General features: G+C 72.6%; 24 protein-coding genes. 8 read left to right on the top strand and 16 right to left on the bottom strand.

What is annotated here, in order from left to right:
* Nucleotides 1-208 precede the first annotated feature (208 nt).
* Nucleotides 209-1,489 carry a nucleotide sugar dehydrogenase gene (locus ABZT14_RS02510; protein WP_356295749.1) on the top strand — a complete coding sequence of 427 codons (1,281 nt, stop codon included), beginning with the start codon at nt 209-211 and terminating at the stop codon, nt 1,487-1,489.
* A 145-nt stretch (nt 1,490-1,634) separates the two neighbouring features.
* Here the strand turns inward: ABZT14_RS02510 and ABZT14_RS02505 are convergent, their stop codons facing one another.
* The 4 genes from ABZT14_RS02505 to ABZT14_RS02490 all read right to left on the bottom strand — a co-directional run bounded on the left by ABZT14_RS02505 (nt 1,635) and on the right by ABZT14_RS02490 (nt 5,915).
* On the bottom strand, nt 1,635-2,750 hold the full coding sequence (locus ABZT14_RS02505) for a GuaB3 family IMP dehydrogenase-related protein (protein WP_356295746.1): 1,116 nt from the start codon (nt 2,748-2,750) through the stop codon (nt 1,635-1,637).
* Between the two features lie 102 nt (nt 2,751-2,852).
* The gene (gene guaB, locus ABZT14_RS02500) at nt 2,853-4,355 is read right to left on the bottom strand and encodes an IMP dehydrogenase (RefSeq protein ID WP_356295743.1); all 1,503 of its coding nucleotides are present in this window, start codon (nt 4,353-4,355) and stop codon (nt 2,853-2,855) included.
* Nucleotides 4,356-4,447: 92 nt separating this feature from the next.
* Nucleotides 4,448-5,050: a sigma-70 family RNA polymerase sigma factor gene (locus ABZT14_RS02495; RefSeq protein WP_356295740.1), complete on the bottom strand. Its 603-nt coding sequence runs from the start codon at nt 5,048-5,050 to the stop codon at nt 4,448-4,450.
* A 253-nt stretch (nt 5,051-5,303) separates the two neighbouring features.
* Nucleotides 5,304-5,915 carry a response regulator transcription factor gene (locus tag ABZT14_RS02490; RefSeq protein ID WP_003948568.1) on the bottom strand — a complete coding sequence of 204 codons (612 nt, stop codon included), beginning with the start codon at nt 5,913-5,915 and terminating at the stop codon, nt 5,304-5,306.
* 382 nt (nt 5,916-6,297) lie between these two features.
* Between ABZT14_RS02490 and ABZT14_RS02485 the strand changes: the two genes are divergently transcribed.
* Nucleotides 6,298-6,612: a WhiB family transcriptional regulator gene (locus tag ABZT14_RS02485; protein ID WP_356295739.1), complete on the top strand. Its 315-nt coding sequence runs from the start codon at nt 6,298-6,300 to the stop codon at nt 6,610-6,612.
* Between the two features lie 29 nt (nt 6,613-6,641).
* Here the strand turns inward: ABZT14_RS02485 and ABZT14_RS02480 are convergent, their stop codons facing one another.
* Nucleotides 6,642-7,535: a LysR family transcriptional regulator gene (locus tag ABZT14_RS02480; protein ID WP_356295736.1), complete on the bottom strand. Its 894-nt coding sequence runs from the start codon at nt 7,533-7,535 to the stop codon at nt 6,642-6,644.
* A gap of 36 nt (nt 7,536-7,571) precedes the next feature.
* Between ABZT14_RS02480 and ABZT14_RS02475 the strand changes: the two genes are divergently transcribed.
* Together ABZT14_RS02475 and ABZT14_RS02470 are read left to right on the top strand one after the other, a co-directional pair.
* Nucleotides 7,572-8,297, top strand: a complete 726-nt coding sequence (locus ABZT14_RS02475) for an MOSC domain-containing protein (protein ID WP_356295733.1) — start codon at nt 7,572-7,574, stop codon at nt 8,295-8,297.
* An 88-nt stretch (nt 8,298-8,385) separates the two neighbouring features.
* Nucleotides 8,386-9,183, top strand: a complete 798-nt coding sequence (locus tag ABZT14_RS02470; protein WP_356295730.1) for an SDR family NAD(P)-dependent oxidoreductase — start codon at nt 8,386-8,388, stop codon at nt 9,181-9,183.
* A 137-nt stretch (nt 9,184-9,320) separates the two neighbouring features.
* On the opposite strand, the gene groL is transcribed toward ABZT14_RS02470, so the two are convergent.
* Both groL and groES read right to left on the bottom strand, forming a co-directional pair.
* A complete protein-coding gene (gene groL, locus ABZT14_RS02465) occupies nt 9,321-10,937 on the bottom strand; it encodes a chaperonin GroEL (RefSeq protein WP_356295728.1) in 1,617 nt (538 codons plus the stop codon).
* A 120-nt stretch (nt 10,938-11,057) separates the two neighbouring features.
* On the bottom strand, nt 11,058-11,366 hold the full coding sequence (groES, locus tag ABZT14_RS02460) for a co-chaperone GroES (protein ID WP_356295725.1): 309 nt from the start codon (nt 11,364-11,366) through the stop codon (nt 11,058-11,060).
* 396 nt (nt 11,367-11,762) lie between these two features.
* On the opposite strand from groES, the gene ABZT14_RS02455 reads away from it, so the two are divergent.
* The gene (locus ABZT14_RS02455) at nt 11,763-12,305 is read left to right on the top strand and encodes an AAA family ATPase (RefSeq protein WP_356295723.1); all 543 of its coding nucleotides are present in this window, start codon (nt 11,763-11,765) and stop codon (nt 12,303-12,305) included.
* 72 nt (nt 12,306-12,377) lie between these two features.
* Here ABZT14_RS02455 and ABZT14_RS02450 read toward each other — a convergent pair whose 3' ends face one another.
* Entirely contained in the window at nt 12,378-13,376 is a 999-nt protein-coding gene (locus ABZT14_RS02450) for a polysaccharide deacetylase family protein (protein WP_356295721.1), read from the bottom strand.
* A gap of 8 nt (nt 13,377-13,384) precedes the next feature.
* Here ABZT14_RS02450 and ABZT14_RS02445 point away from each other — a divergent pair, with 8 nt between their 5' ends.
* Nucleotides 13,385-14,752 carry a methyltransferase domain-containing protein gene (locus ABZT14_RS02445; protein WP_356295718.1) on the top strand — a complete coding sequence of 456 codons (1,368 nt, stop codon included), beginning with the start codon at nt 13,385-13,387 and terminating at the stop codon, nt 14,750-14,752.
* Nucleotides 14,753-15,089: 337 nt separating this feature from the next.
* On the opposite strand, the gene snpA is transcribed toward ABZT14_RS02445, so the two are convergent.
* Nucleotides 15,090-15,761, bottom strand: a complete 672-nt coding sequence (gene snpA, locus ABZT14_RS02440) for a snapalysin (RefSeq protein ID WP_356295715.1) — start codon at nt 15,759-15,761, stop codon at nt 15,090-15,092.
* A 254-nt stretch (nt 15,762-16,015) separates the two neighbouring features.
* Here snpA and ABZT14_RS02435 point away from each other — a divergent pair, with 254 nt between their 5' ends.
* Nucleotides 16,016-17,011 carry a LysR family transcriptional regulator gene (locus ABZT14_RS02435; protein ID WP_356295712.1) on the top strand — a complete coding sequence of 332 codons (996 nt, stop codon included), beginning with the start codon at nt 16,016-16,018 and terminating at the stop codon, nt 17,009-17,011.
* 33 nt (nt 17,012-17,044) lie between these two features.
* On the opposite strand, the gene ABZT14_RS02430 is transcribed toward ABZT14_RS02435, so the two are convergent.
* Genes ABZT14_RS02430 through tsaB form a run of 3 tightly spaced genes read right to left on the bottom strand, consistent with a single transcriptional unit; the run spans nt 17,045 to nt 18,490 of the window.
* The gene (locus ABZT14_RS02430) at nt 17,045-17,320 is read right to left on the bottom strand and encodes a hypothetical protein (protein WP_356295709.1); all 276 of its coding nucleotides are present in this window, start codon (nt 17,318-17,320) and stop codon (nt 17,045-17,047) included.
* A 28-nt stretch (nt 17,321-17,348) separates the two neighbouring features.
* Nucleotides 17,349-17,831: a ribosomal protein S18-alanine N-acetyltransferase gene (rimI, locus tag ABZT14_RS02425; protein ID WP_356295706.1), complete on the bottom strand. Its 483-nt coding sequence runs from the start codon at nt 17,829-17,831 to the stop codon at nt 17,349-17,351.
* A complete protein-coding gene (gene tsaB, locus ABZT14_RS02420; protein WP_356295703.1) occupies nt 17,828-18,490 on the bottom strand; it encodes a tRNA (adenosine(37)-N6)-threonylcarbamoyltransferase complex dimerization subunit type 1 TsaB in 663 nt (220 codons plus the stop codon). Before tsaB ends, rimI begins: the two co-directional genes overlap by 4 nt.
* 195 nt (nt 18,491-18,685) lie before the next feature.
* On the opposite strand from tsaB, the gene ABZT14_RS02415 reads away from it, so the two are divergent.
* Entirely contained in the window at nt 18,686-19,255 is a 570-nt protein-coding gene (locus tag ABZT14_RS02415; RefSeq protein WP_356295700.1) for a hypothetical protein, read from the top strand.
* Nucleotides 19,256-19,578: 323 nt separating this feature from the next.
* Here ABZT14_RS02415 and ABZT14_RS02410 read toward each other — a convergent pair whose 3' ends face one another.
* The 4 genes from ABZT14_RS02410 to alr all read right to left on the bottom strand — a co-directional run bounded on the left by ABZT14_RS02410 (nt 19,579) and on the right by alr (nt 23,352).
* Nucleotides 19,579-19,806 carry a hypothetical protein gene (locus ABZT14_RS02410; protein WP_356295697.1) on the bottom strand — a complete coding sequence of 76 codons (228 nt, stop codon included), beginning with the start codon at nt 19,804-19,806 and terminating at the stop codon, nt 19,579-19,581.
* A 370-nt stretch (nt 19,807-20,176) separates the two neighbouring features.
* Nucleotides 20,177-20,713 carry a tRNA (adenosine(37)-N6)-threonylcarbamoyltransferase complex ATPase subunit type 1 TsaE gene (gene tsaE, locus ABZT14_RS02405; RefSeq protein WP_356295694.1) on the bottom strand — a complete coding sequence of 179 codons (537 nt, stop codon included), beginning with the start codon at nt 20,711-20,713 and terminating at the stop codon, nt 20,177-20,179.
* 57 nt (nt 20,714-20,770) lie between these two features.
* Entirely contained in the window at nt 20,771-22,072 is a 1,302-nt protein-coding gene (locus ABZT14_RS02400; RefSeq protein ID WP_356295691.1) for an alpha/beta hydrolase, read from the bottom strand.
* Complete coding sequence (alr, locus tag ABZT14_RS02395) at nt 22,069-23,352, bottom strand: alanine racemase (RefSeq protein WP_356295687.1); 1,284 nt, start codon at nt 23,350-23,352, stop codon at nt 22,069-22,071. Before alr ends, ABZT14_RS02400 begins: the two co-directional genes overlap by 4 nt.
* Nucleotides 23,353-23,655 lie beyond the last annotated feature (303 nt).

Genomic DNA, 23,655 nt, shown 5'->3' with positions numbered 1-23,655 from the left:
GGTACGGCCACGGAGACGGCCGCCGTTACGACCCGTCTCCCCCATCGATGCTCCCCCATGTCACTGACTTTGGCCGGCCAGGGCGTGCGCCTACCGGACAAATCCCCACAACCTTCATATAGGCCCTTAACCTGACCTGGAGCGCCGCGCAACCGGTCACCCCCCGGTCGAGCGGCCGGCCACCTCCAAGGGAAGGGAGACCGCCACCATGCCCGTCGATCTCGCCGTACTGGGCCTCGGCCACCTGGGTCTCCCGGTCGCCCAGGCCGCCACCGCGGCCAGGATCAGCACCCTCGGTCACCATCCCGACCCCCGGGTGGTACGCGAACTCAACGCCGGCCGCTCCCCGGTGGACGGTTCGCTCAGCGCCGCCGAGGTCCGCCGGATGCTCTCCCACGGTTTCCGCGCCACCACCGATCCCTCCGCCCTCGCCCGCGTACGCACCTGTGTCATCTGCGCCCCCACCCCGGCGGGTCCCGGTGACGCCCCGGACCTCGCCGAGGTACGCGAGGCCGCCCGCACCCTCGCCCCCCATCTGCGGCCCCGCACCACCGTGATCCTGGAATCGACGGTGTACCCCGGCTGCACCGAGGAATACCTCCGTCCGCTCCTCGAAGAGGGATCCGGCCTGCGCGCCGGCCGCGACTTCCACCTCGCCCACTCCCCCAGCCGCCACGACCCCGGCAACCGTCACCACCACTTCGGCAACACCCCCAAGGTCATCGGCGGTCTCACCCCCGCCTGCACCGAGGCCGCCGCCGCCTTCTACGGAAGGCTCACCGACAAGGTCGTACGCGCCCGGGGCCCCCGCGAGGCCGAGGCCAGCAAACTCCTGGAGACCCACTACCGCCACGTCAACATCGCCCTCGCCAACGAGATGGCGATCCTCTGCCACGAACTCGACGTCGACCTGTGGGACGTCATCCGCTGCGCCGAGACCAAACCGTTCGGCTTCCAGGCGTTCCGCCCCGGCCCCGGAGTCGGCGGCCACACCCCGCCCCTGGACCCCGGCACCCCGGACGAACCCGGCAACCGGAGCCACCCGGGCCGCGGCCTCGGCCACCCCCTGCGGATGGTGGAGCTGGCCCGCAAGGTCAACAGCCGGATGCCCCGCTACGTCACCCAGCGGGCCGCCGCCCTGCTCAACGAGCACGGCAAGTCGGCCCGGGGCGCCCACGTACTGCTGCTCGGGGTCACCTACAAGCCCGACCTGGCCGACCAGGAGGGCTCCCCCGCCCCCGAGATCGCCGGCCGGATGACCGACCTGGGCGCCCGCATCAGCTACCACGACCCCCACGTGCACCACTGGCGGGCCGGGGGCCGGTCCGTCCCCCGGGCGGACGCCCTCTACGAGGCAGCCGCCCAGGCCGACCTCACCGTGCTGTTGCAGCACCACCGCACCTACGACCTCCAGGGGCTGGCCGCCAAGGCCCAACTGCTGCTGGACACCCGGGGCGCCAGCCCCACCGGGGCCGCCCACCGGCTGTGACCCGACCCCCGGGCACCCCGACGGAGCGGCACCGCCCGGGAACAGGGCGACCCCGCGAGGGGCGGAACGCACCGAACCCCCGGGCACCCGTGGTGCCCGGGGGTTCGGTGGAAGCGGTCGGCCGGCGTGGGTGCGGCCCGGTCGCTCAGCGGGAGCGGGAGACCGTGACCTCCACCCGCTGGAACTCCTTCAGCTCGGAGTACCCCGTGGTGGCCATGGCCCGCCGCAGCGCGCCGAAGAAGTTCATCGACCCGTCCGGGGTGTGCGAGGGGCCCAACAGGACCTCCTCGGTGGAGCCCACCACCCCGAGGTTCACGCGCTTCCCTCGGGGCACGTCCTCGTGCACGGCCTCCATGCCCCAGTGGTGCCCCCGGCCGGGGGAGTCGGTGGCCCGGGCCAGCGGGGAACCGATCATCACCGCGTCCGCCCCGCAGGCCACGGCCTTGGGCAGGTCGCCGGACCAGCCCACGCCGCCGTCGGCGATCACGTGGACGTAGCGGCCACCGGACTCATCCAGGTAGTCCCGGCGGGCCGCCGCCACGTCCGCCACGGCGGTGGCCATCGGCACCTGGATGCCCAGTACGTTGCGGGTGGTGTGCGCCGCGCCCCCGCCGAAGCCGACCAGCACCCCGGCCGCCCCGGTGCGCATCAGGTGCAGGGCGGCGGTGTAGGTGGCGCAGCCCCCGACGATGACCGGGACGTCCAGCTCGTAGATGAACTGCTTGAGGTTCAACGGCTCGGCGGCGCCCGAGACGTGCTCGGCGGAGACGGTGGTGCCCCGGATGACGAAGATGTCGACCCCGGCGTCCACCACGGCCTTGGAGAACTGGGCGGTGCGCTGGGGGGACAGCGCGGCGGCCGTCACCACCCCGGCGTCCCGTACCTCCTTGAGCCGCTGGCCGATCAGTTCCTCACGGATGGGGCGGGAGTAGATCTCCTGCATCCGTCGGGTGGCGCGCTCCCCGTCCAGCTCGGCGATCTCCGCCAGCAACGGCTCGGGGTCGTCGTACCGCGTCCACAACCCTTCGAGGTTGAGCACCCCCAGGCCGCCGAACTTGCCGATGCGGATCGCGGCCTCGGGCGAGACCACGGAGTCCATCGGGGCGGTGAGGAAGGGGAGTTCGAAGCGGTAGGCGTCGATCTGCCAGGCGATCGAGACCTCCTTGGGGTCGCGGGTACGCCGGCTCGGCACCACGGCGATGTCGTCGAAGGCGTACGCCCGACGTCCGCGCTTTCCGCGTCCGATCTCGATCTCAGTCACGTGCTGTTGCCCTTCCTTCTGGTCCGCCCCGCCAGTATCGCCGACCGCCGCCCACGCCCGGAGTTCAGCCCCGGGGGAGGGCGGCGGCGGGTGGCGGGAGGCTCAACGCCGCGAGTAGTTCGGCGCCTCGGTGGTCATCTGGATGTCGTGCGGGTGGCTCTCCTTCAGCCCCGCCGCCGTGATCCGCACGAACCGTCCACGTTCCTTCAGCTCGGGGACCGTGCGCCCTCCGACGTAGAACATGGACTGCTTGAGTCCGCCGATCAGTTGGTGCACCACCGCGCTGAGCGGGCCACGGTAGGCGACCTGCCCCTCGACTCCCTCGGGGATCAGCTTGTCGTCCCCGCTGACCTCCTCCTGGAAGTAGCGGTCCTTGGAGTAGGAACGGTCCTCGCCACGGGTCTGCATCGCGCCCAGCGAGCCCATCCCCCGGTACGACTTGAACTGCTTGCCGTTGATGAACAGCAGCTCGCCCGGGGACTCCTCGCAGCCGGCCAGCAGGCTGCCCAGCATCACCGTGTCCGCCCCGGCCACCAGGGCCTTGGCGATGTCCCCGCTGTACTGGAGGCCGCCGTCACCGATCACCGGCACCCCCGCCTCCCTGGCGGCCAGGGAGGCCTCGTAGATCGCGGTCACCTGGGGCACCCCGATACCGGCCACGACCCGGGTGGTGCAGATGGAGCCCGGCCCCACCCCGACCTTGACCGCGTCCACCCCGGAGTCCACCAGGGCCTGGGCGCCGTCCCGGGTGGCGACGTTCCCGCCGATCACGTCCACCGAGTGGTTGGACTTGATCTTGGCGACCATGTCACCGACCAGTCGGGAGTGGCCGTGCGCGGTGTCCACGACCAGGAAGTCCACCCCGGCCTCGATCATGGCCTGCGCCCGGTCGTAGGCGTCCCCGGCCACCCCGACGGCGGCGCCGACCAGCAGCCGGCCCTCGGAGTCCTTGGCGGCGTTGGGGTACTTCTCGGCCTTGACGAAGTCCTTGACCGTGATCAGTCCCTTGATCACGCCGTCGTCGTCCACCAGGGGCAGCTTCTCGATCTTGTGCCGGCGCAGCAGCTCCATGGCGTCCTCGCCGGAGATACCGACCTTGCCCGTGACCAGCGGCATCGGGGTCATCACCTCGCGCACCTGCCGGGCGCGGTCCATCTCGAAGGCCATGTCCCGGTTGGTGACGATGCCCAACAGCCGGCCGGCCGCGTCGGTCACCGGCACCCCGCTGATGCGGAACTTGCCGCACAGCTGGTCGGCCTCCCGCAGGGTCGCGTCCGGGCGGACGGTGACCGGGTCGGTGACCATGCCCGACTCCGAACGCTTCACCTGGTCGACCTGGGCCGCCTGGTCCTCGATCGCCAGGTTGCGGTGCAGTACGCCGACCCCGCCCTGACGAGCCATGGCGATGGCCATCCGGGCCTCGGTGACCCGGTCCATCGCGGCGGACAACAGGGGAACGTTGACCCGCACGTTGCGGGACACCTGGGAGCCGGTGTCGATGCGCTGCGGAGACATGTCCGACTCACCGGGCAGCAACAACACGTCGTCGTATGTCAGCCCGAGGGTGGCGAACTTGGCGGGCAATCCGTCGACGCTGTCAGTCATGTCACTTCCCTTGCTTGCCTGGCGGAGGCGTCCATGCTATCGGCCTCCGGGGAGCCTCCGGCACCGCGCGTATGGGGACCGGGGGCCGGCGCTCACTGTTCGGCGAGCGTCCGCAGCCTGGTCAGCGCCCGGTGCTGGGCCACCCGGACCGCCCCGGGGGACATCCCCAGCAGTTGTCCGGTCTCCTCGGCACTGAGCCCGACGGCCACCCGGAGGAGGACCAACTCCCGCTGGTGTTCGGGGAGGTTGGCCAGCAACTTCTTGATCCACTCGGCGTCGCTGCTGAGGACGGCGCGCTCCTCGGGGCCGAGGGAGTCGTCCGGTCGCTCGGGGATCTCGTCCGAGGGGATGGCCGTACTTCCGGGGCCGCGCATGGCCGCCCGCTGGAGGTCGGCGATCTTGTGCTGGGCGATGGCCACCACGAAGGCCTCGAAGGGCTTGCCGGTGTCGCGGTAGCGCGGCAGGGCGCACAGCACCGCGAGACAGACCTCCTGTGCGAGGTCGTCCACGAAGTGCCGCGCGTCGCCGGGAAGTCGGGTGAGGCGGGTACGGCAGTACCTCAGGGCCAGGGGGTGTACGTGCGCCAGCAGGTCGTGCGTCGCCTGCTGGTCCCCCTCGACGGCACGCCGCACCAGTGGCCCGACCTGCCCGCGACCACCGGTCGCAGGCGTCCCCGAACCCTCGTCGTCGCGCACCGACCCATGGTGCCCCGGGGGATCCTGATCCGTCACACCACGCTGATAGTTGTGCACCGAAGCGTTATGAGTGGGCGCACCGACCGTCATCTCCGGGGCACTCCTCTCACGCCTGTCCCGTCGCTCCCCGAGGAACTCCATTACTCCAGGATGCGTCATCCCGGAGATTACGAAGCCGCGCGGTCCCGCGCCGACCCCGGAGTAAGGCCCCGCCCACCCTGGAGAGGGGTGGGCGAAGCGGTGGCCCGGGACACTACCGGACGAGTCCCCAGCGGAATCCGAGAGCCACGGCGTGCGCCCGGTCGGAGGCGCCCAGCTTCTTGAACAGCCGTCTGGCGTGGGTCTTCACGGTGTCCTCGGACAGGAAGAGTTCCCTGCCGATCTCGGCGTTGGAGCGGCCGTGGCTCATGCCCTCCAGCACCTGGATCTCCCGTGCGGTGAGGGTGGGGGCGGCGCCCATCTCCGCCGAACGCAGACGCCGGGGCGCCAGCCTCCAGGTCGGGTCGGCCAGGGCCTGGGTGACCGTCGCCCGCAGTTCGGCGCGGGAGGCGTCCTTGTGCAGGTACCCCCGGGCCCCGGCGGCCACCGCGAGGGCGACCCCGTCGAGGTCCTCAGCCACCGTGAGCATGATGATGCGGGCGCCCGGATCGGCGGACAGCAGACGGCGTACGGTCTCCACACCGCCCAGGCCGGGCATTCTCACGTCCATCAGGATCAGGTCCGAACGGTCGGCCCCCCAACGGCGGAGCACCTCCTCGCCGTTGGCCGCCGTGGTCACGCGCTCCACGCCGGGCACGGTCGCGACCGCGCGGCGAAGCGCCTCTCGGGCTAGCGGGGAGTCGTCGCATACGAGGACGGAAGTCATGAACGCCCCCCGCTTCTGATGCGCATCACCTTGAGCCTCCAGGCTGTTACGAGTCGTCACATACGCGAAAGCGGGTTCGCGTCGGAATTACCTCCGACCTTCCGCCAATCGCCTCGCCCTCCTCAACGACGGTCACCCAAAAGAGTTACGGGTTTCCGCAGCGTTATTGAACACCGTAAGTGAGGCGCCGAACACGGCGCCAGCCCCTCCCTGGCTGGGCACCTTGCGAACTCTTTGCCCTAATTTCCGAGCTTTCCTTTCCCTACGCGCAGTCCATGGGTAGATTCGCAGAAGAGTCATATTTAACGATTCTCCGACCTATGCGGTACGTTCGTCACTGCTCACGGCTTTTCGACCGACCAGCGCTTCGAGGGGACGAGCCATGGCAGATTTCTCCCGACTTCCCGGCCCCAACGCCGACCTGTGGGACTGGCAACTACTCGCCGCCTGCCGAGGCGTCGACAGTTCCCTGTTCTTCCACCCCGAGGGAGAGCGGGGCGCCGCCCGCAGCGCACGGGAGGCCTCCGCCAAGGAGGTGTGTATGCGCTGCCCGGTCCGCGCCGAGTGCGCCGCCCACGCCCTGACGGTTCGCGAGCCCTACGGCGTCTGGGGCGGCCTCACCGAGGACGAGCGCGAGGAACTGATGGGCCGCGCCCGGCATCGCCTGGTCGCCACCACTCATGGGAGCGCTGGCTGAGCCTGCCCGGCCCTCCCGGTCCTCGGGGCCTACCGACGCGCGTCCACCAGCTGACGCAGCAACTCCCGCACCGACGGCACGCCCTCCAGATCGGGCAGGGTGAGCGCCACGACCTCGCGGGCCGCCTGGTCCAGCGGCACCTGTTCGACCCCTCGGGCCGGCACCGCCTCCAGGGCCAGCGCCGGCAGTACGGCCACACCCAGGCCGGCCGCCACCAGGTGGAGGACGGCCGGATAGTCGTCGGTGGCATAGTCGACGCGGGGGCGGAAGCCCACCGCCTCGCACATCCGCAGCAGATGCCCCTGGCACCGGGGGCAGCCGGCGATCCAGGGCTCGTCCGCCAGCGCGGCCAGGGACAGCGGTCCGGGCCCGGCCGCCGCGTGCCCCGAGGGCAGCACCGCCACCAGCGGGTCGGCGAACAGCCGGGTGACCCGCAGATCGGTCCACTCCCCCTCCGGGGGTGACGGCGGTCCGTGGCGGAATGCGAGGACCACCTCGGCCTCGCCGGAGCGCAACAGCTCGACGGAGCGCGGGGGTTCGGCCTCCGTCAGGGACACCCGTACTCCCGGATGAGAGGCGCGCATACCGGCCAGGGCACCGGGCACCAGGGTCGCGGAGGCGCTGGGGAAGGACACCAGCCGTACCTGGCCGGCGCGCAGCCCGACCAGGGCGGCCACCTCGGCCTCGGCGGCGCCCAGACCGGCGAGTACCGCACCCGTGTGGCGGACCAGTACCGAACCCGCTTCGGTGAGCCGTGCCTCGCGGCCGTCACGGACCAGGACGGTGGTGCCCACGGACTGCTCCAGGGCGCGAATCTGCTGGCTGACGGCGGGTTGGGTGCAGCCCAGCTGGCGCGCCGCGGCGGAGAAGGAACCGGTGTGCACCACGGCCCTGAGCACCCGGAGATGACGCGCCTCGATCACGTATCGAGCATAGGCTGAACGCCGGAGGCGACGACCATGAGAGCAATCGGTGACCCGGACGACTCGACTCTGACCCCCGGCCCCGAGCGGCTGCTGTCCGTGAACCTGGGCAAGCCGACCAAGGTCGACTACACCACCGCTCCCGACAGGCTGACCGGTATCGACAAGCGCCCCGTCAGCGGGCCGGTGACGGTGTTCCCCCCTGGCCCGAAGGGCAGGGACGGCAGTGGACTGCGCGGGGACGCGGTCTGCGACCGCAGGCACCACGGGGGCACCGACCAGGCGGTGTACGCCTTCGCCAGGGAGGACCTGGACGACTGGGAGGGCGAGGTGGGCCACGAGCTGGCCAACGGCGCCTTCGGCGAGAACCTCACCACCCTCGGGGTGGACGTCAACGGGGCGCGGATCGGGGAACGGTGGCGGGTGGGCGCCCGGGTGGTGCTGGAGGTCAGCGCGGCCCGTATCCCCTGCCGTACCTTCGCCGGCTGGTTGGACGAGAGGGGATGGGTGCGGCGCTTCACCCAGCGGGCCCGCCCGGGGGCGTACCTGCGGGTGATCGAGGTCGGGGAGGTCCGGGCCGGCGACCCGGTACGGCTGGTGCACCGGCCCGCCCACGAGGTGACCGTCTCCTTCCTGTTCCGCGCGCTGACCACCGAACCCGCACTGCTGCCACGGTTGTTGGCGGCCGGGGAGGCGCTGCATCCCGAGACGAGGAGGAAGGCCGAGACGGCCCTCGCCAGGTCGGACCGGCGGGCCGGCTGAGCCGTGCGGGGCGCCGGGCTCCCGGCTGTCACCGCCTCGCGGGTCGGTCCCGTCCAGGGCCGGGGCGGGCGGCCCTTAGGGTGCCCGCATGAGAACGGTACTGATCACCGGGGCGACCGCCGGACTGGGCGCGGCCTTCGCCCGGCGGGCCGCCCGCGACGGACACGCGGTGGTGCTGGTCGCCCGGGACGGGGAACGACTGCGCCGGGTGGCCAACGAGTTGACCGCCACCCATCGGACGCCCACCGAGGTGCTGCCGGCCGACCTGGGTACCGAGGAGGGCCTCCGGGCGGTGGAGCACCGGCTCTCCGACGCCGGGAGCCCGGTCGACGTACTCGTCAACAACGCCGGCTTCGGACTGCGTGACCGCTTCCTCCAGGCGTCGCTGGAGCAGGAGTTGACCATGCTGCGGGTGCACTGCGAGGCGGTGCTGCGGCTGACCACGGCGGCGGTGACCGGGATGCGGGAGCGCGGTCGGGGCGCCGTGGTCAACGTCGCCTCGGTGGCCGCCTTCGTGCCGCGCGGTACCTACGGGGCCAGCAAGGCCTGGGTGGCCCAGTTCACCCAGGGCGCGGCGGTGGACCTGGCCTCCGAGGGGGTACGGCTGATGGCGCTGTGCCCCGGGCTGGTGCGTACCGAGTTCCACCAGCGGGCCGGGATGGGCACCGAGGACGTACCGGGCTGGATGTGGCTGGACGCCGACCGGGTGGTGGACGCGGCGCTGCGCGACCTGGCCCGTGGCCGGACGCTGTCGGTGCCGGACCTGCGGTACAAGACCTTGGCCGGGGTGACCAAGCTGGTGCCCAGGGGGTGGCTGGGCCGGGTGTCCTCCCGCTCGACCGGGCGGTACGGGCCCAGGCGCGGCGACCGGACCACGACCGACTGACCCCCGGCGGCCCCCGACGACCGCGACGGCGCGGGGCCGCACATACGCCGAGGGCCCGGCCTCCGGGAGTGTTCCCCAGGGGCCGGGCCCTCGTGAGCGCGTCAGGTCAGCGCTGGTTCAGCGCTGGTTGAGCCTGCTCAGTGAGCGTGACCGTGGCCGGCGTCGCCCTCTTCCTCTTCCTTCTTCTCGACGACCAGGGTCTCGGTCGTCAGCAGCAGGGAGGCGATGGAGGCGGCGTTCTCCAGGGCGGAGCGGGTGACCTTCACCGGGTCGATGACGCCGGCCTTCACCAGGTCGCCGTACTCGCCGGTGGCGGCGTTGAAGCCCTCGCCCTTGGCCAGCTCCGAGACCTTGGAGGTGATGACGTAACCCTCCAGGCCGGCGTTCTCCGCGATCCAGCGCAGCGGCTCGACCACGGCGCGACGGACCACGGCGACACCGGTGGCCTCGTCGTCCTTCTTGTCCAGCGAGCCCTCCAGCACCTTGCCGGCGTGGACCAGGGCGGAGCCACCACCGGAGACGATGCCCTCCTCGACCGCGGCGCGGGTCGCGGAGATGGCGTCCTCCAGACGGTGCTTCTTCTCCTTCAGCTCGACCTCGGTGGCCGCGCCGACGCGGATCACGCAGACGCCACCGGCCAGCTTGGCCAGCCGCTCCTGCAGCTTCTCGCGGTCCCAGTCGGAGTCGGTGGCCTCGATCTCGCCCTTGATCTGGGCGACCCGGCCCTGGACGTCGTCGGACTTGCCGGCGCCGTCCACGATGGTGGTGTCGTCCTTGGTGACGGTGACCCGGCGGGCGGTGCCGAGCACCTCCAGGCCGGCCTGGTCGAGCTTGAGGCCGACCTCCTCGGCGATGACGGTGGCGCCGGTGAGGGTCGCCATGTCGCCGAGCATCGCCTTGCGGCGGTCACCGAAGCCGGGGGCCTTCACCGCGACGGCGTTGAAGGTGCCACGGATCTTGTTGACCACCAGGGTGGACAGGGCCTCGCCCTCGACGTCCTCGGCGATGATCAGCAGCGGCTTGGAGCTGCCGGCCTGGATGACCTTCTCCAGCAGGGGCAGCAGGTCCTGGATGGAGGAGATCTTGCCCTGGTGGATCAGGATGTACGGGTCGTCGAGGACGGCCTCCATCCGCTCCTGGTCGCTGACCATGTACGGGGAGAGGTAGCCCTTGTCGAAGGCCATGCCCTCGGTGAAGTCCAGCTCCAGGCCGAAGGTCTGGGACTCCTCGACGGTGATCACACCGTCCTTGCCGACCTTGTCCATGGCCTCGGCGATCAGCTCGCCGACCTGCTTGTCCTGGGCGGACAGCGCGGCGACGGCGGCGATGTCCTCCTTGGAGTCGATCGGCCGGGCGGTGGCCAGCAGCTCGTCGGAGACGGCCTTGACGGCGGCGTCGATGCCCTTCTTCAGGGCGGCGGGGGAGGCGCCGGCGGCGACGTTGCGCAGACCCTCGCGCACCAGGGCCTGGGCGAGCACGGTGGCGGTGGTGGTGCCGTCACCCGCGATGTCGTTGGTCTTGGTCGCCACCTCCTTCACCAGCTGGGCGCCGAGGTTCTCGTAGGGGTCCTCGACCTCCACCTCACGGGCGATGGTCACGCCGTCGTTGGTGATGGTGGGGGCACCGAACTTCTTGTCGATGACGACGTTGCGGCCCTTGGGGCCGATCGTCACCTTCACGGTGTCGGCGAGCTGGTTGACGCCGCGCTCCAAGGCGCGACGGGCGTCCTCGTCGAACTTCAGGATCTTCGCCATGGCTGGATGTCCCTCGTATTCCTTCGGTCCTGGGAAACGAACGACGCCCCAGGCCCCGGCTGTCTACGGATTCCCGTTCAGACGCGGGCCCAGGGCGCGTTCGGCAAGCGAACGAGTGGCTTACTTCTCGACGATCGCGAGCACGTCGCGGGCCGAGAGGACGAGGTACTCCTCGCCGCTGTACTTCACCTCGGTGCCGCCGTACTTGCTGTAGAGCACGATGTCGCCGACGGAGACGTCAAGCGGCAGGCGCTTGCCGTCCTCGAAACGGCCCGGGCCCACGGCCAGGACGGTGCCCTCCTGGGGCTTCTCCTTGGCGGTGTCCGGGATGACCAGGCCCGAGGCCGTGGTCTGCTCGGCGTCGAGCGGCTGGACCACGATGCGGTCCTCAAGCGGCTTGATGGCAACCTTGGAACTGGCGGTCGTCACGATCCGACCTCCCCCTTCGGAGATCTCACGGGGCTGAAATGTCTGGGGTGGCGACCTGGTGGATCCGTCGTCGCGGGTGCCGGATCCGCCTGTCGCGCGGTGATTGGCACTCTTCATTGGGGAGTGCCAACGCCGACATTATGCGTCGGTTAGCACTCCGTCAACTAGAGTGCCAACGAAGTGGCCCGGTGCGTCACTTCGACCGCACCCCGGAACGCCGCTGACCTGCGCCTCATCCCCTCAGGCCCCCTCGTGGGACGGCGCAAAAACCGCTTGGCCGCCCTCGCGGCGCCGCCTACGCTGACCCGGCCCGGGTGGCGCCACCCACCCCCGACGGCCGGCACCCACGCTCCCGCTCCCGGACGCGGTCGGCCGACACCCGGAAGTGAGGTCCACGTGGTCCAGGAACCCGGCCCCGCCGTGCTGTTGCTCACCGGCGTCATGGCCTCGGGCAAGTCCACCGTGGCGCAGGCCCTGGCCGAGCGGCTGCCCCGGTCGGTCCACCTACGCGGAGACGTCTTCCGCCGCATGATCGTCTCCGGCCGACAGGAGACCCTGCCCGAGGAGAACCCGGAGGCACTGGCCCAGCTGCGCACCCGTCACCGGCTGACCGCGACGGTGGCCGACGGGTACGCCCGCGAGGGGTGGACGGTGGTCGTCCAGGACGTCGTACTGGGCGGGGAGTTGAGCCACTTCGTGACCTCGGTGCGCACCCGTCCGCTGTACGTCGTGGTGCTGGCGCCCTCCCCCCGGGCGGTGCGCGCCCGGGAGGCCGGCCGGGCCAAGTCCGGGTACGGGGCGTGGACCGTCGAGGCGCTCGACCGGGCCCTGCGTACTGGTACACCGGACCTGGGCCTGTGGCTGGACACCTCCGACCAGTCCCCCGAGGAGACGGTCACCACGATCCTGGAACAGCTGCCCCACGCCCGCGTCGCCTGACCTCCGGGGCTCTGGGGCACGGGGCCCCGAGGCGCCGGAGCACGGGCCCCGGCGCCGGGCACGTCGGGCTCGTCAGAGGTAGTCCTCCAGCCGGGCGACCGCGAACCCCTGGTCGGTGGCCTCCTTGAGGATGCGGCGGATGGCCTGGGGCATGGTGCCGTTCCAGTCGCCGGGTCCCCGGAAGTGGGTGAGGATGATGTCGCCCGGGCGCAGCCTGTCGCCGTCGCGGTACTCCAGCCGGTCCGGGAACGCCTCCTCGCTCCACAGGGGCACCACCTCCACCCCACAGGAGGCGGCGACGTCGAGGGTCCGGCGGTCGTACGCCCCGAACGGGGGTCGGAAGAAGCGGGGGCGCTCCCCCAACTCCCGTTCCAGGTTGTCCTGTTGGTCACAGATCTCCCGCCGTTGCTGACGGGTGGAGAGGCGCGGCAGGTAGGGGTGGGTGAGGGTGTGGTTGTGGGCGGCCACCCCCTGTCGGCGCAGCGTGCGGAAGTACGGGTAGCCCCCGCCCACCTCGTCGTGGGTGAGGAAGGCGCTGATCGGGACGTCCAGGTCGGCCAGCATCCTGGACAGGGCGGGGCTCTGGTGGTCCCCGTCGTCCACGGTGATGAACACGACCTTCTCCCGGGTCGGGACCCGGGTGATCACCTTCGGGACGCGGTCCTCGCCGGGTGCGGCGCGGAAGCCGTGCGGGGTGTGGAGTCGGGGCTTGACGGCCGGCGGGGGCGGCGGCGTCAGGGGTGGGCGCGCCAACTTCCAGTGCTCGGCGGCCACTTGGCGGCGCCGGTGCTCGGCCAGGAGCCGCTCGGCGTAGTGGGTCAGGGAACGGGCGGGCGGGGCGTGGTCGGGGGGTCGGGGGTCGGCGCTCTCCACCGAGGAGCCTGGGTCGGCGCGGTCGCCCTCGCCGGGGGCGCGCTGCGGGTGCGGGTCGCCGCAGGCGGTGGCGGTCAGCGCCAGCAGCAGAGCGGCCACCGCCCCACGTACCGCGACCTGTCGGGAGTCGGGTGGGTGAGCGTCGCCCGGCTGACAGAGGGCGTCACCCCTTTTGTACGCCTGTCGTACAAATCGCATACCTCGGCATGGTTCCAGGGGGACCACGAGCCGTACGTCAGACACCCCGGCGCGGCGGCGGCATCCACCCGTTGGCCCACAATGGGCCGGTGAACGACCACCCTGACGCCCCTCTCGCGGCCCTGCTCTCCCCCGAGGGGCAGCGGCTGCTGGCACAGCTCCAGGACCACGACCCCGCCGAGGAGTTGACCCTCGCCACCCGGCTGCGGCGCGACCACCCTCCCGAGCTGGTGTCGGCCGCGCTGGGCCAGGCCCGACTGCGCCAGCGGGCCCGGGCGAAGTTCGGTGACCGGGACGCGGCCCGGATGTACTTCACCCCGAACGGGGTGGAGCAGGCGACCCGGGCCACCGTGGCCGCCCACCGCGCGGAGCGGTTCCGGGGGCTGGGCGTGACACGGGTCGCGGACCTGTGCTGTGGGGTCGGCGGCGACGCGGTGGCGCTGGCCCGGGCCGGGCTGAGGGTGCTGGCGGTGGACCAGGATCCGTTGACCTGCGCGGTGGCCCGGGCGAACGCCGAGGCGCTGGGGCTGGCGGACCTGATCGAGGTGCGGTGTGGGCGGGTGGAGGAGGTCGAACTCGCCGGCCAGGAGGCGCTGTTCGTTGATCCGGCCCGCCGGATCAACAGCTCAGCTCCGGCTCGGCGGATCAACAGTCCCGCTCCGGCCCGTGGGGGTGACGGCCCGGCTCCCGGCGGCGGAGGCGGCCGGGGCCACGGGGGTGGGCGGATCTTCGACCCGGAGGCCTACTCCCCGCCCCTGTCCTGGGCCGTCGAGGCGGCGCGCCGGGTCGGGGTGGCCGCGCTGAAGGTGGCGCCGGGCATCCCGCACGAGCTGGTGCCCGAGGAGGCCGAGGCGGAGTGGACCTCGGACCGGGGCGAGGTGAAGGAGGCGGTGCTGTGGTTCGGCACCGGAGCCCCGGGGACGGTGACGGCGACCGTACTGCCCTCGGGGGGCTCGCTGTCGGTGGCCGGGGGTGAGGCGGCTCTGGGCGTGCCCGAGGTGGGGCCGGTGGGGCGTTACCTGTACGAGCCGGACGGTGCGGTGGTACGCGCCCACCTGGTCGCGGCGGTCGCCGAGGAGGTGGGCGGCCGGCTGGTCGACCCGACCATCGCCTATGTGACCGGGGACGCGAGGGTGGAGAGCCGGTTCGCGACCGGGTACGAGATCACCGACGTACTGCCGTTCCACGTGAAGCGGCTGCGGGCGCTGCTGCGGGAACGTGAGGTGGGGTCGTTGACGGTGAAGAAGCGCGGCTCGGCGGTGTCGCCGGAGGAACTGCGCAAGAAGGTGCGGCCGAGCGGGCCGAACGCGGCGACGGTGTTCCTCACGCGGGTCGCGGGCGCCCCGACCATGCTGGTGGGGCGCCCGCTTCCCTGAGCGTTCCGCTCACCTGGCGTCGTCGCCCCCGAGGGAGGGGACCGTCGGGGGTGGCGCGAGCGGGCCAGGGTGGGGGTGGCGGATCGTTCTCCCCGCTGACGGGGAGGGGCCCTGGAAACGGGTGGAGCCCGGAGCCGGGGCCCTCGAAGAACGGTGGCGGCCCGGGGGCCGCGTGGGAGGCTCACCGTTCGGTCGTGGGGAGGTCGTAGGGACGGGGTGGGGTGTCGGTAGGCGCGTGGGGGTGGAACGGGACACCCGGCCGGCGTGGGTCAGGCCGGGTGTCCCGGGTTCGTGAGGGCGCCGAGGCGCCCTACGAGGGACGGCCGTTCACCCGGGTTTACCGGAAGGCGGCCTTGCCCAGCGGGCTCTTGTCGAAGGCGCTGAGGACACCGTTCTGCCACAGCTGGTCGACCTGGGAGATCTCGTTGGCGTCCGGCTGCGAGTTGGTGCAGGAGGTGCCGGGGCCGCCACCGGACATCAGCTCGCTACAGGGGCCCTCGTAGTGGTCGGGAAGGCCCAGGACGTGCCCGGTCTCGTGGGCGGTGACCCGGGTGGAGTCGTACTCCTGGTTCTGCGCGTAGTCCAGGAAGATGTAGCCGTGGCCGTGGCCGTCGGTGCTGGCGTAGGAGCCACGGGGGTCGTCGCCCTCGCGGTACTCGAAGTCGGCGTTGGCACCCTCCTGGAGGGTGACGTTGCTGACCGAGGAGTTCCAGATGTCCGTGCTGCGGGCGATCTGGGCGCTGAAGGTGGGCGCCTGGCTGGCGTCGTAGGTGACGGTGACGGCGGTGGCGCCCGGGTTGGCGGCGCGCTTGGCCTTCACCGACTTCCATACGGCCTCGAAGAAGGCCTTGTTGCCGGCCTCGTTCTCGCCGGTGTAGCTGGCGGTGGCGGACGGAGCCTTGTGGGGGGTCGCGTGGGGGGTGGTCGCGGAAGCGGTACCCGCGGTGAGTCCGGCGGCGGCGAGGCCGAGACCCAGGGTTACCGCAGCCGCGGAGGCGAGAGATCTCAAGGGAACTCCAACTCGTTGTCGGGGGCCCCACCGCCCCGCTCCGTCGAGCTGAGGGGGGTGGCTCAAGACGGCAGGACCCCTGCATGAATGCGCATACCGACGAGGAGAGTCTGTGACATGAGCGCGGATTGCGGACGATGCCGGTACGCGATAGCCCAAACGCATACCCGGAGAGTGACCGCTCACCAAGCTGAGAGCTACCACTCCCCTCCGCGCTCTGGCGACGCTGTCTGAGGTGCCGTTATGCTCCGCGGGTGGAGCTCGAAGTCAGGCATCTTCGCGCCCTGTGCGCGATCGCCGAATCGGGCAGTGTCCGTAAGGCAGCGCGTCAGCTGGGGATGACGCAGCCTTCCTTGACGACACAGCTCCGGCGAATAGAACAGGCAGTCGGTGGTGAGCTGTTCACTCGGGGACGCGAGGGGAGCAAGCCCACACCGTTGGGACGTTCCGTGCTGGGCCGTGCCCGGCCCATCGTGGCCGAGATGGACGCCCTGATGAACGAGGTCAGAGAGGCGGCCGGTCACGCCTCGGGGGGACAGAGACTCCGCGTCGGCAGCACCGGCAGCCGTACGCTCTCCCGCTGGCTGCGCCGTCTGCACGAGCGCCTGCCGGAGACCGACACCACCATCCACATCGACGTGTCCGCCAACGCCCTGTTGCAGATGCTGGCCTCCAACCAGTTGGACGCGGTGTACGCGCACGAGGTCGAGGGCTCCCCGCTGAACTTCCCCGAGGGCATCGAGACCCGGGTGCTGTTGGAGCGCGAGCCGCAGTTCATGGCGGTGACCGAACGCCATCCCCAGGTCCACAAGGACGAGTTCGACCTGATGGACCTCGCCGACGACCAGTGGATGGTGGACCCCACGGTGGACGGCGAGTGGATCGGCATCCGCCGCCTGTTCGCCACCCAGGAGCTGAACCCCCGGGTGGTGCACGGGGACTACATGACCGCCGGCGACCTGGTGACCGCCGGCGAGGTGATCACCCCCTGCCAGCCGATCTCGGTGGGACGCCCCGGCATGGCCATCCGGCCCATCGCCGGGGACCCCCTGGCGGTACGGCTGGTGCTGGCCGTACGGACCGGAGGTACGGCTGACATCGATGTCCTGTTCCCGGAACTCCAGCACGCCTACATCGAGGCCGCTCAGGACAGTGCCGTCTACCAGTCCTGGCTGGAGCGCCACCAGACCACCCTGGAGGGGATGTTGGGGATGGAGGACCCCACCCCGACCGCCTCGGTACGGGGCTGAGCCGGGCCCCCGCCCGTACGGTGCCGGGAGCCGTCAGTCGACCCTGGTGAAGCGCCAACGGTGCACCGGGCGGGCGAGCAACGCCGGTGGCGGCTCGGGGAGTTCGGGCGGTGCGGCCTCCCGGTCGGTGTCCCACCAGGTGATGACCAGCACCCTGCCCCCGGGCGCGGTGAGGTGTTCCCTGCGCAGCGGCTCCCCGGGGGCGGCCGAACCGTCTCCGACGGGTTCGGCGGCGCGGGCCCACTCCAGCAGCCGTTCGCCCCGGCCCTCGGCGGCCTTGGCCTCCCACATCAGCGCGGTCACCGTCACCGTCCGCTCCCTTCTCCCAGTCACCCGGTCACCCGGCCACGGGGGCCGGGCGGCGCATGACCAGGGCGTCGACCTTCCCGTTCTGGTAATAGCCGCGCCGTACGCCCAGGGGGGCGAAACCGAAGCGGTGGTAGAGCCGTTGGGCCCGCTCGTTGTCCACCCGCACCTCCAGCAGCACCTGGGCGCAGGCGAACTCCTGGGCCGCCGCCAGCAGTCCGGCCAGCAGTCGGGAACCCAGCCCGGTGCCCTCGTGGTCGGGGTCGATCCCGATGGTGAGGATGTCACCGGTGTCGTCGATCACGCCCAGCCCCCCGTAGCCCACCAGGCCCCGGGGGCCCTGGAGCACCAGGTAGCGGCGGGTGGCCGACGGCCCGTGGGCGTGGGCCAGTTCGGACCAGAACATCGCCTCCGACCAGGCGTCCTCGGGGAACAGCCGGTGTTCCAGCTCCAGTACGGCCGGCAGGTCCCACCAGCGCAGCGGCCTGAGGTCCACCGCCTCCGGCTCGCTCACCGGGGGGTGACCACCTTGTAGCCGGCCGGCACCTTGGCGTCCGGGCGCCGCAGGTACAGCGGCCGGGGCGGCAGCAGTTCCTCGCCGGCCGCCAGCCGCTCCGCCGCCAACTGGGCCAGCGCGCCGGCCGACTGGTGGGCGGGCGCCCCCTCCAGCAACCCGGGGAAGTGCTCGGCGTACAACTGGGCGCCGGCGCCGAGGGCCGGTAGCGGGCCCACGAGAGCGGCGACCTCGGCCGGGGGGTGGACCTGGGGCTCACCGACCCGGGTGCGGTGGTCGGCGTACCGGGCCCAGTAGACCTCCTTGCGGCGGGCGTCGGTGGCGACCACGAAGGGGCGGTCCAGCCCGGAGGCGTAGGCCAGCCCGTCGAGGGTGCACAACCCGTGCACCGGCAGGTCGCGGGCGGCCCCCAGGGCGGCGGCGGTCGCCAGCCCGACCCGCAGTCCGGTGTACGGCCCCGGCCCGACGCCCACCACCACGTCGGTGAGCTGGTCCAGGGTGCGCCCGGCCTCGGAGAGCACCTGGTCGACGGCGGGCAGCAGCAGTTCGCCGTGCCGTCGGGCGTCGACCCGTTGGTGGCTGGCGAGCGTACCGGCGGTGCCGTCGTGCAGGGCGACGGTGACGGCGGGGGTGGCGGTGTCCAGAGCGAGCAGCAGCACCCGCCCAGGGTACGGCGAACACCGGGAGCCAGGGACCCGGGTACGTCCGCCGTCACCCGCACCGGCGCGCACCGCCCCGGGAGCGAACAGGGGAACCCCGTGGGGGCCGGGATCACCTCGCGCCGGATGGCGGCTGGCTGCTGCTAACGTCGGGCCCGCAGCATCCAGGACCAGCCCGGAAGGTGGCGGCGCAAGGTGGCAAGCGAAAGCGGCGGCAGACCCGGAGTCGTGGTGGCCGCACTCACCGCGACCGCGCTGGCGGTCGTCGGCTTCCTGGCCCTGCAGGCGAACGCGGCGGCCGACCGCGACCACGGTGACCGTCGCCCCCAGGGCGCGCCCTCCTCGGACGGCAAGAGCGAGAAGGAGCGGCCCAGGAAGCCGGCCGCCGTGCCAGCCGACTCGGGCGAGGGCCGCCGGATCGTCTACTCCCTGAAACTGCAACGGGTGTGGCTGGTCGGCGAGGGCGAGAAGGTCACCCGCACCTACCGGGTCACCGCCAGCGCGGTCAGCCCCAAGCCGGGCCGCTACCAGGTCGGCACCCGCTCCGCCCACATCACCGGCTCCGACGGGGTGCCGGTGGAGAACGTCGTACGGTTCGCCACCGTGGAGGGGGTGACCATCGGATTCAGCGCCGCCCTCAACGGTTCCACCGCCGCGCCCGACCCCGACGGCCCCAAGACGGGGGGCATCCGCGAGTCCCGCGCCGACGGCAAGGCCCTGTGGGCCTTCGCCTCCACGGGCACCCCGGTGTACGTCGTCCCCTGACGTTCGGGGCGCCGCCTCACGGCCGGTGCCCCACCTCCGCGTACCCGGAAACGGTCGGTGCCCCGGGTCAGCTCGGAGGGGCCCCGGGACCGAGCACCGGCCGGCGATCGAGGAGCGCACCGCGAGCCGCGGGGCCGGGCCACCCCCGGCGGGGAGGTGCCGGACATCGCCCGGGGCACGCCGAGAGCGGACCCCGGAAGATCGGTGAACGCGCCCACGACAACACCACGGCGCCCCACCGACAAGCACCGCGACCACGTAGCGAGGCGCGACAAGGCGCGGGGCAGAACGGGCGCGCCTCTCAGCGGCCCAACGACGCGGCTCTAGGCGGCCCGGGGGCCGGCGCCCCGGACGATCCGCTCGCCCAACGGCTCCGCGCCTGGCGCGAGTTCGGCCGAGTCCGCCCCCTCGGCGACTTCGGTGACTCCGGCGACCTCGCGTACAGGCTCCGGGGCCGGCGGCGTCGACACCAGGCGGGCGGCGGCAGAGGCCGCCAGCAGTTCACTCATCGATACGGCGCCCGGCTCGGGCCGTCCCTCGTGGGCCGTCATGGTTCCTCCCGTGAACTCCGGGACAGGACAGGTTAGGGTCGCCTAACCAACCGTCTTGTCCCATGTGACCACGGCACACCCCACGGGCGCAATATCTTCCCGACAGCCTGTCGGAACGAGTCGCCGCTCCCACCCCGTACCGGAACGGGAACGTCACGCCCCGGTCAGCACGTGAGCACGGAATGGCACGAAAGGTACGGGAAGACGCGGAGCGGCGCGGAGGATGCGGAGGGGCGCACCGTTGCCCGGCCGGGCGCACGGGACCACGGGGCCACGGGGCCACGGAGTCAGGAGTCACGGGGCCATCGGATGGGGCCCTACGGAAGTCCCCTCGGAAGGCCCTTCGCGGTGTCCCGGTCAGCGGTCCCGGTCAGCCCAGGGGCGACAGCGAGCGGTCGTGCCAGGCGGGGCCGACGGCCGTGAGACGTACCGTGCGGGGGTCCTCGGCGACCTCCTCGCCCTCCGGGGGCGCCTGGGAGGCCAGCGCGGAACCGGCCGACCGCTCGATACGGACCTCCAGCCGGCTGTCCGCCAACCCCTCGACCTTGCCCTCGCCCCACTCCACGACCACCACCGAGCGCGGCAGGGACAGCTCCAGGTCGAGGTCCTCCATCTCGTCCAGGCCGCCCTCCAACCGGTAGGCGTCCACATGCACCAGGCCCGGGCCGGAGCCCAGCGGGGGATGCACCCGGGCGATCACGAAGGTCGGGGAGGCCACCGATCCCCGCACGTCGAGGCCCTCCCCCAGTCCCCGGGTCAGGGTGGTCTTGCCCGCGCCCAGCTCCCCGCTGAGCAGCACCAGGTCGCCGGGCCGCAGCAGGCCGGCCAGGTCGCGTCCGAGCTGCCGCATCCGGTCGGCGGTGTCCACGGTGAGGAGGTGCGGGGCGAGCTGCTGCGGTACGTCCATGGGACCGGATGGTACGCGTCCGTCGCGGTGCCCCGGTCCCGGTTCCGGGCCGTCCGGTCAGCGCCGCCGGGTGGCCTTCCGCCGAGGGGGCAGGGTCCGTTCCAGCAGCCGGGCCAGCTGGTCGTTCACCAGCCCGGGCTGTTCCAGCAACAGCAGGTGGCCCGCGCCCTCGGCCACCACCAGTTCGGCGCCCGGCAGAGCCGAGGCGATCCGTTCGCTGTGCTCCAACGGCGTCACCAGGTCGCGGTCCCCGCACAGCACCACCGAGGGGCGGTCCGCGAAGCGGGCCAGCGCCTCGGCCCGCTCGTGGGTCACGAACCCGGGGTAGAAGTCGGCCACCACGTCGATGGGTACCGACTCCAGCAGCCGTTCGGCGAAGCGGGCCACCCCCGGGTCGACCTCGGCGCCGCCGCCGAAGGAGTACCGGCGTACCACGTGGGCGAACAGGTCGGCGGTGGCCCGGCGCCCCCGTTCGACCAGGTCACTCTGGGCGGCCATCGCCCGCAGCATCCCCGGCAGCAGCCGTTGGGCGGCCCGCGCCCCGGCCGCCGGCAGGCCGTAGCTGAGGTTGCCCAGGTCACCGGCCGAGGTCGCCAACAGGGCCACCCCACGCACCCGTTCGGTCACCAGCTCCGGGTACTGCGCGGCCAGGGCCATCACCGTCATCCCGCCCATGGAGTGGCCGACCAGCACCACCGGCCCCTCGGGTACGGCGGCGTCCAGCACCGCCTTCAGGTCCCGCCCCAACTGGTCGAAGTGCACCGGCTTTCCGGGGACGCCCCGGCCCGAGCGGCCGTGTCCGCGCTGGTCCCAGAAGACGGTACGGATCGCACCCCGGAAGGCGGCCCGTTGGAAGTGCCAGCTGTCCTGGTTGAGGCAGTAGCCGTGGCAGAACACCACGGTGGGTGGCGGCTCCCCGGACCTGGAGGGCAGCAGGCCCAGCAGCCGGCGTCGGGGAACCCGTACCGCCTCCCGCAGCCGCACCTTCGGGACCGTGGGGCCGCCCGCGCCGTCGCCGGGCACGGGGGCCTCGACCGCCTCGTCACCGTCGTCCTCGGTGGGGGACGCGGTGGGCTCGTCCACCTCGTAGTACAGCTCGGTGCCGTCGTCGGCCAGCACCGTCCCGGGGGTGCCGCGCAGGGTGCCGTAGGGGCCGGCCGCGTCCAGGGCCAGCCGTGCCTTGCGCCGCATACCCCGCTGCACGGTGAGCCGGTCCACGGCCACGCTGGCGGCCACCAGGCCGACGGCCGCGCCGGCGATGCCGGCCCGTCGGGCCCAGGTGGCCACACCCGTACCGTCGTCCACCGACGCGGCGACCTCCCGCACGGCCTCGACCGTGTTCCTGTCCCCCGTGGTCATCCCTGAGCCCCCGCACTCTGCTGGATGGACGCGCCTTCCGGTACCGGGGCGCCTGCCCCGCCGGGACGGGTACTACGCCTGGCCGGGTCGGCGGCGGTGGCGTCGCCGGCCTCGCTGTCGCGGTAGACCCGGGGCACCCGGGAGCCGACGCGGGTGACGATCTCGTACCCGATGGTGCCCGCCGCCTCGGCCCAGTCCTCGGCGGTGGGTTCGCCCTGGTCTCCCGGCCCGAACAGCACCGCCTCGTCCCCGGCGGCCACCGTGCCGGCCGGCTCCCCCGCGAGGTCCACCACGAACTGGTCCATGGCCACCCGGCCGGCGATGACGCGCCGGCCGCCCCCCACCAGCACCTGGGCCCGGCCGGAGGCGTGCCGGGGCACCCCGTCCGCGTACCCGACCGGCACCAGGGCGAGTTGGGTGGGCTCGGCGGTGCGGTACTGGTGACCGTAGGAGACGCCGTGACCGGCCGGTACCGCCTTGACCAGGGCCACCGAGGCGGCGAGCCGCATCACCGGGCGCAGCCCCCAGTCGGCGGAGGTGCCCAGCTCCGGTGAGGGGCACAGCCCGTACAGGGACACCCCGGTACGGACCAGGTCGAAGTGGGACCGCGGCAGGGTGAGGGTGGCCGGCGAGTTCGCCAGGTGACGCACCTCGGGGCGGATGCCGGCCCGCTCGGCGTACGCCAACGCCTCACCGAACGCGTCCAGTTGGAGTGCGATGGAGGGGTGCCCCGGCTCGTCGGCACAGGCGAAGTGCGACCACAGTCCGGTCACCCGCACGGTGCCCTCGGCCTCGGCCTCCCGGGCCCGGCCCACCAGTCCCGGCCAGTCGGCGGGCTGACAGCCGCCACGGCCCAGCCCGGTGTCCGCCTTCAACTGCACCCGTGCGGTACGGCCGCTGGCGCGGGCGGCGGCCACGATCTCCTCCAGGGCCCACATCCCGCTGACGCCCAGGTCCACCTCGGCCTCGATCGCCTGCCGCCAGGGCCCACCCGGGGTCCACAGCCAGCACATCAGCCGGCCGGTGTCGCCGGCCGCGCGGAGGTCCAGCGCCTCCTGGGGGGTCGCGGTGCCGAGCCAGGTGGCGCCGGCCTCCCGGGCGGCGGCGGCACAGGGCAGCAGCCCGTGCCCGTAGGCGTCGGCCTTGACCACCGCCATCAGTTCCGCACCCGAGGCACGGGCTTTGAGCGTACGGACGTTGGCGCGCAGCGCACCCAGGTCGACCTCGGCCCGAGCGCGTGCGAGCGGTGCGGTGACCTGGGGTTCTGGCTGACTGTTCACCCGCCCAGTGTCGCAGGCGCGTCCGGCCGTCACGGCCCGGGCACACGTGACATGCGGGACACCCCTGGTCATCGGCGACACCGGCGGAGGCCGCGAGGGCGAGGGGGCGCCCAGCCGCCGAGGTTCCCGCCCCGTCCCGGATCAGGGGCCGGGCGGGGACCTGGTCGCCGCCCAGCGCCCTCCGACCCACCGTGGCCGCGACCTCTTGGCGGGTGTACGAGCGACCTGCCGTGGCCGGCTTCCGACCCGGCCGGGCCCCCACGACCGGGCCCGTCTCGGCTGCCGGTGTCCGGGCCGCGCGTG

The sequence above is a fragment of the Streptomyces sp. NPDC005438 genome (assembly GCF_040606315.1).
Classification (GTDB): Bacteria; Actinomycetota; Actinomycetes; order Streptomycetales; family Streptomycetaceae; genus Streptomyces.
Note: the sequence above shows the minus strand (reverse complement) of the source record. Positions and strands in the feature narration are given on the sequence as shown.

Excerpts from the sequence above, each read along its gene's own strand:
- tsaE (WP_356295694.1), bottom strand. The coding sequence starts at position 20,713 with ATGGACGTACCGCAGCAGCTCGCCCCGCACCTCCTCACCGTGGACACC.
- ABZT14_RS02450 (WP_356295721.1), bottom strand. The coding sequence starts at position 13,376 with ATGCGATTTGTACGACAGGCGTACAAAAGGGGTGACGCCCTCTGTCAG.
- ABZT14_RS02510 (WP_356295749.1), top strand. The coding sequence starts at position 209 with ATGCCCGTCGATCTCGCCGTACTGGGCCTCGGCCACCTGGGTCTCCCG.
- guaB (WP_356295743.1), bottom strand. The coding sequence starts at position 4,355 with ATGACTGACAGCGTCGACGGATTGCCCGCCAAGTTCGCCACCCTCGGG.
- ABZT14_RS02470 (WP_356295730.1), top strand. The coding sequence starts at position 8,386 with ATGAGAACGGTACTGATCACCGGGGCGACCGCCGGACTGGGCGCGGCC.
- ABZT14_RS02410 (WP_356295697.1), bottom strand. The coding sequence starts at position 19,806 with ATGACGGCCCACGAGGGACGGCCCGAGCCGGGCGCCGTATCGATGAGT.
- ABZT14_RS02485 (WP_356295739.1), top strand. The coding sequence starts at position 6,298 with ATGGCAGATTTCTCCCGACTTCCCGGCCCCAACGCCGACCTGTGGGAC.
- ABZT14_RS02490 (WP_003948568.1), bottom strand. The coding sequence starts at position 5,915 with ATGACTTCCGTCCTCGTATGCGACGACTCCCCGCTAGCCCGAGAGGCG.
- ABZT14_RS02400 (WP_356295691.1), bottom strand. The coding sequence starts at position 22,072 with ATGACCACGGGGGACAGGAACACGGTCGAGGCCGTGCGGGAGGTCGCC.
- groL (WP_356295728.1), bottom strand. The coding sequence starts at position 10,937 with ATGGCGAAGATCCTGAAGTTCGACGAGGACGCCCGTCGCGCCTTGGAG.
- ABZT14_RS02445 (WP_356295718.1), top strand. The coding sequence starts at position 13,385 with ATGGTTCCAGGGGGACCACGAGCCGTACGTCAGACACCCCGGCGCGGC.
- ABZT14_RS02475 (WP_356295733.1), top strand. The coding sequence starts at position 7,572 with ATGAGAGCAATCGGTGACCCGGACGACTCGACTCTGACCCCCGGCCCC.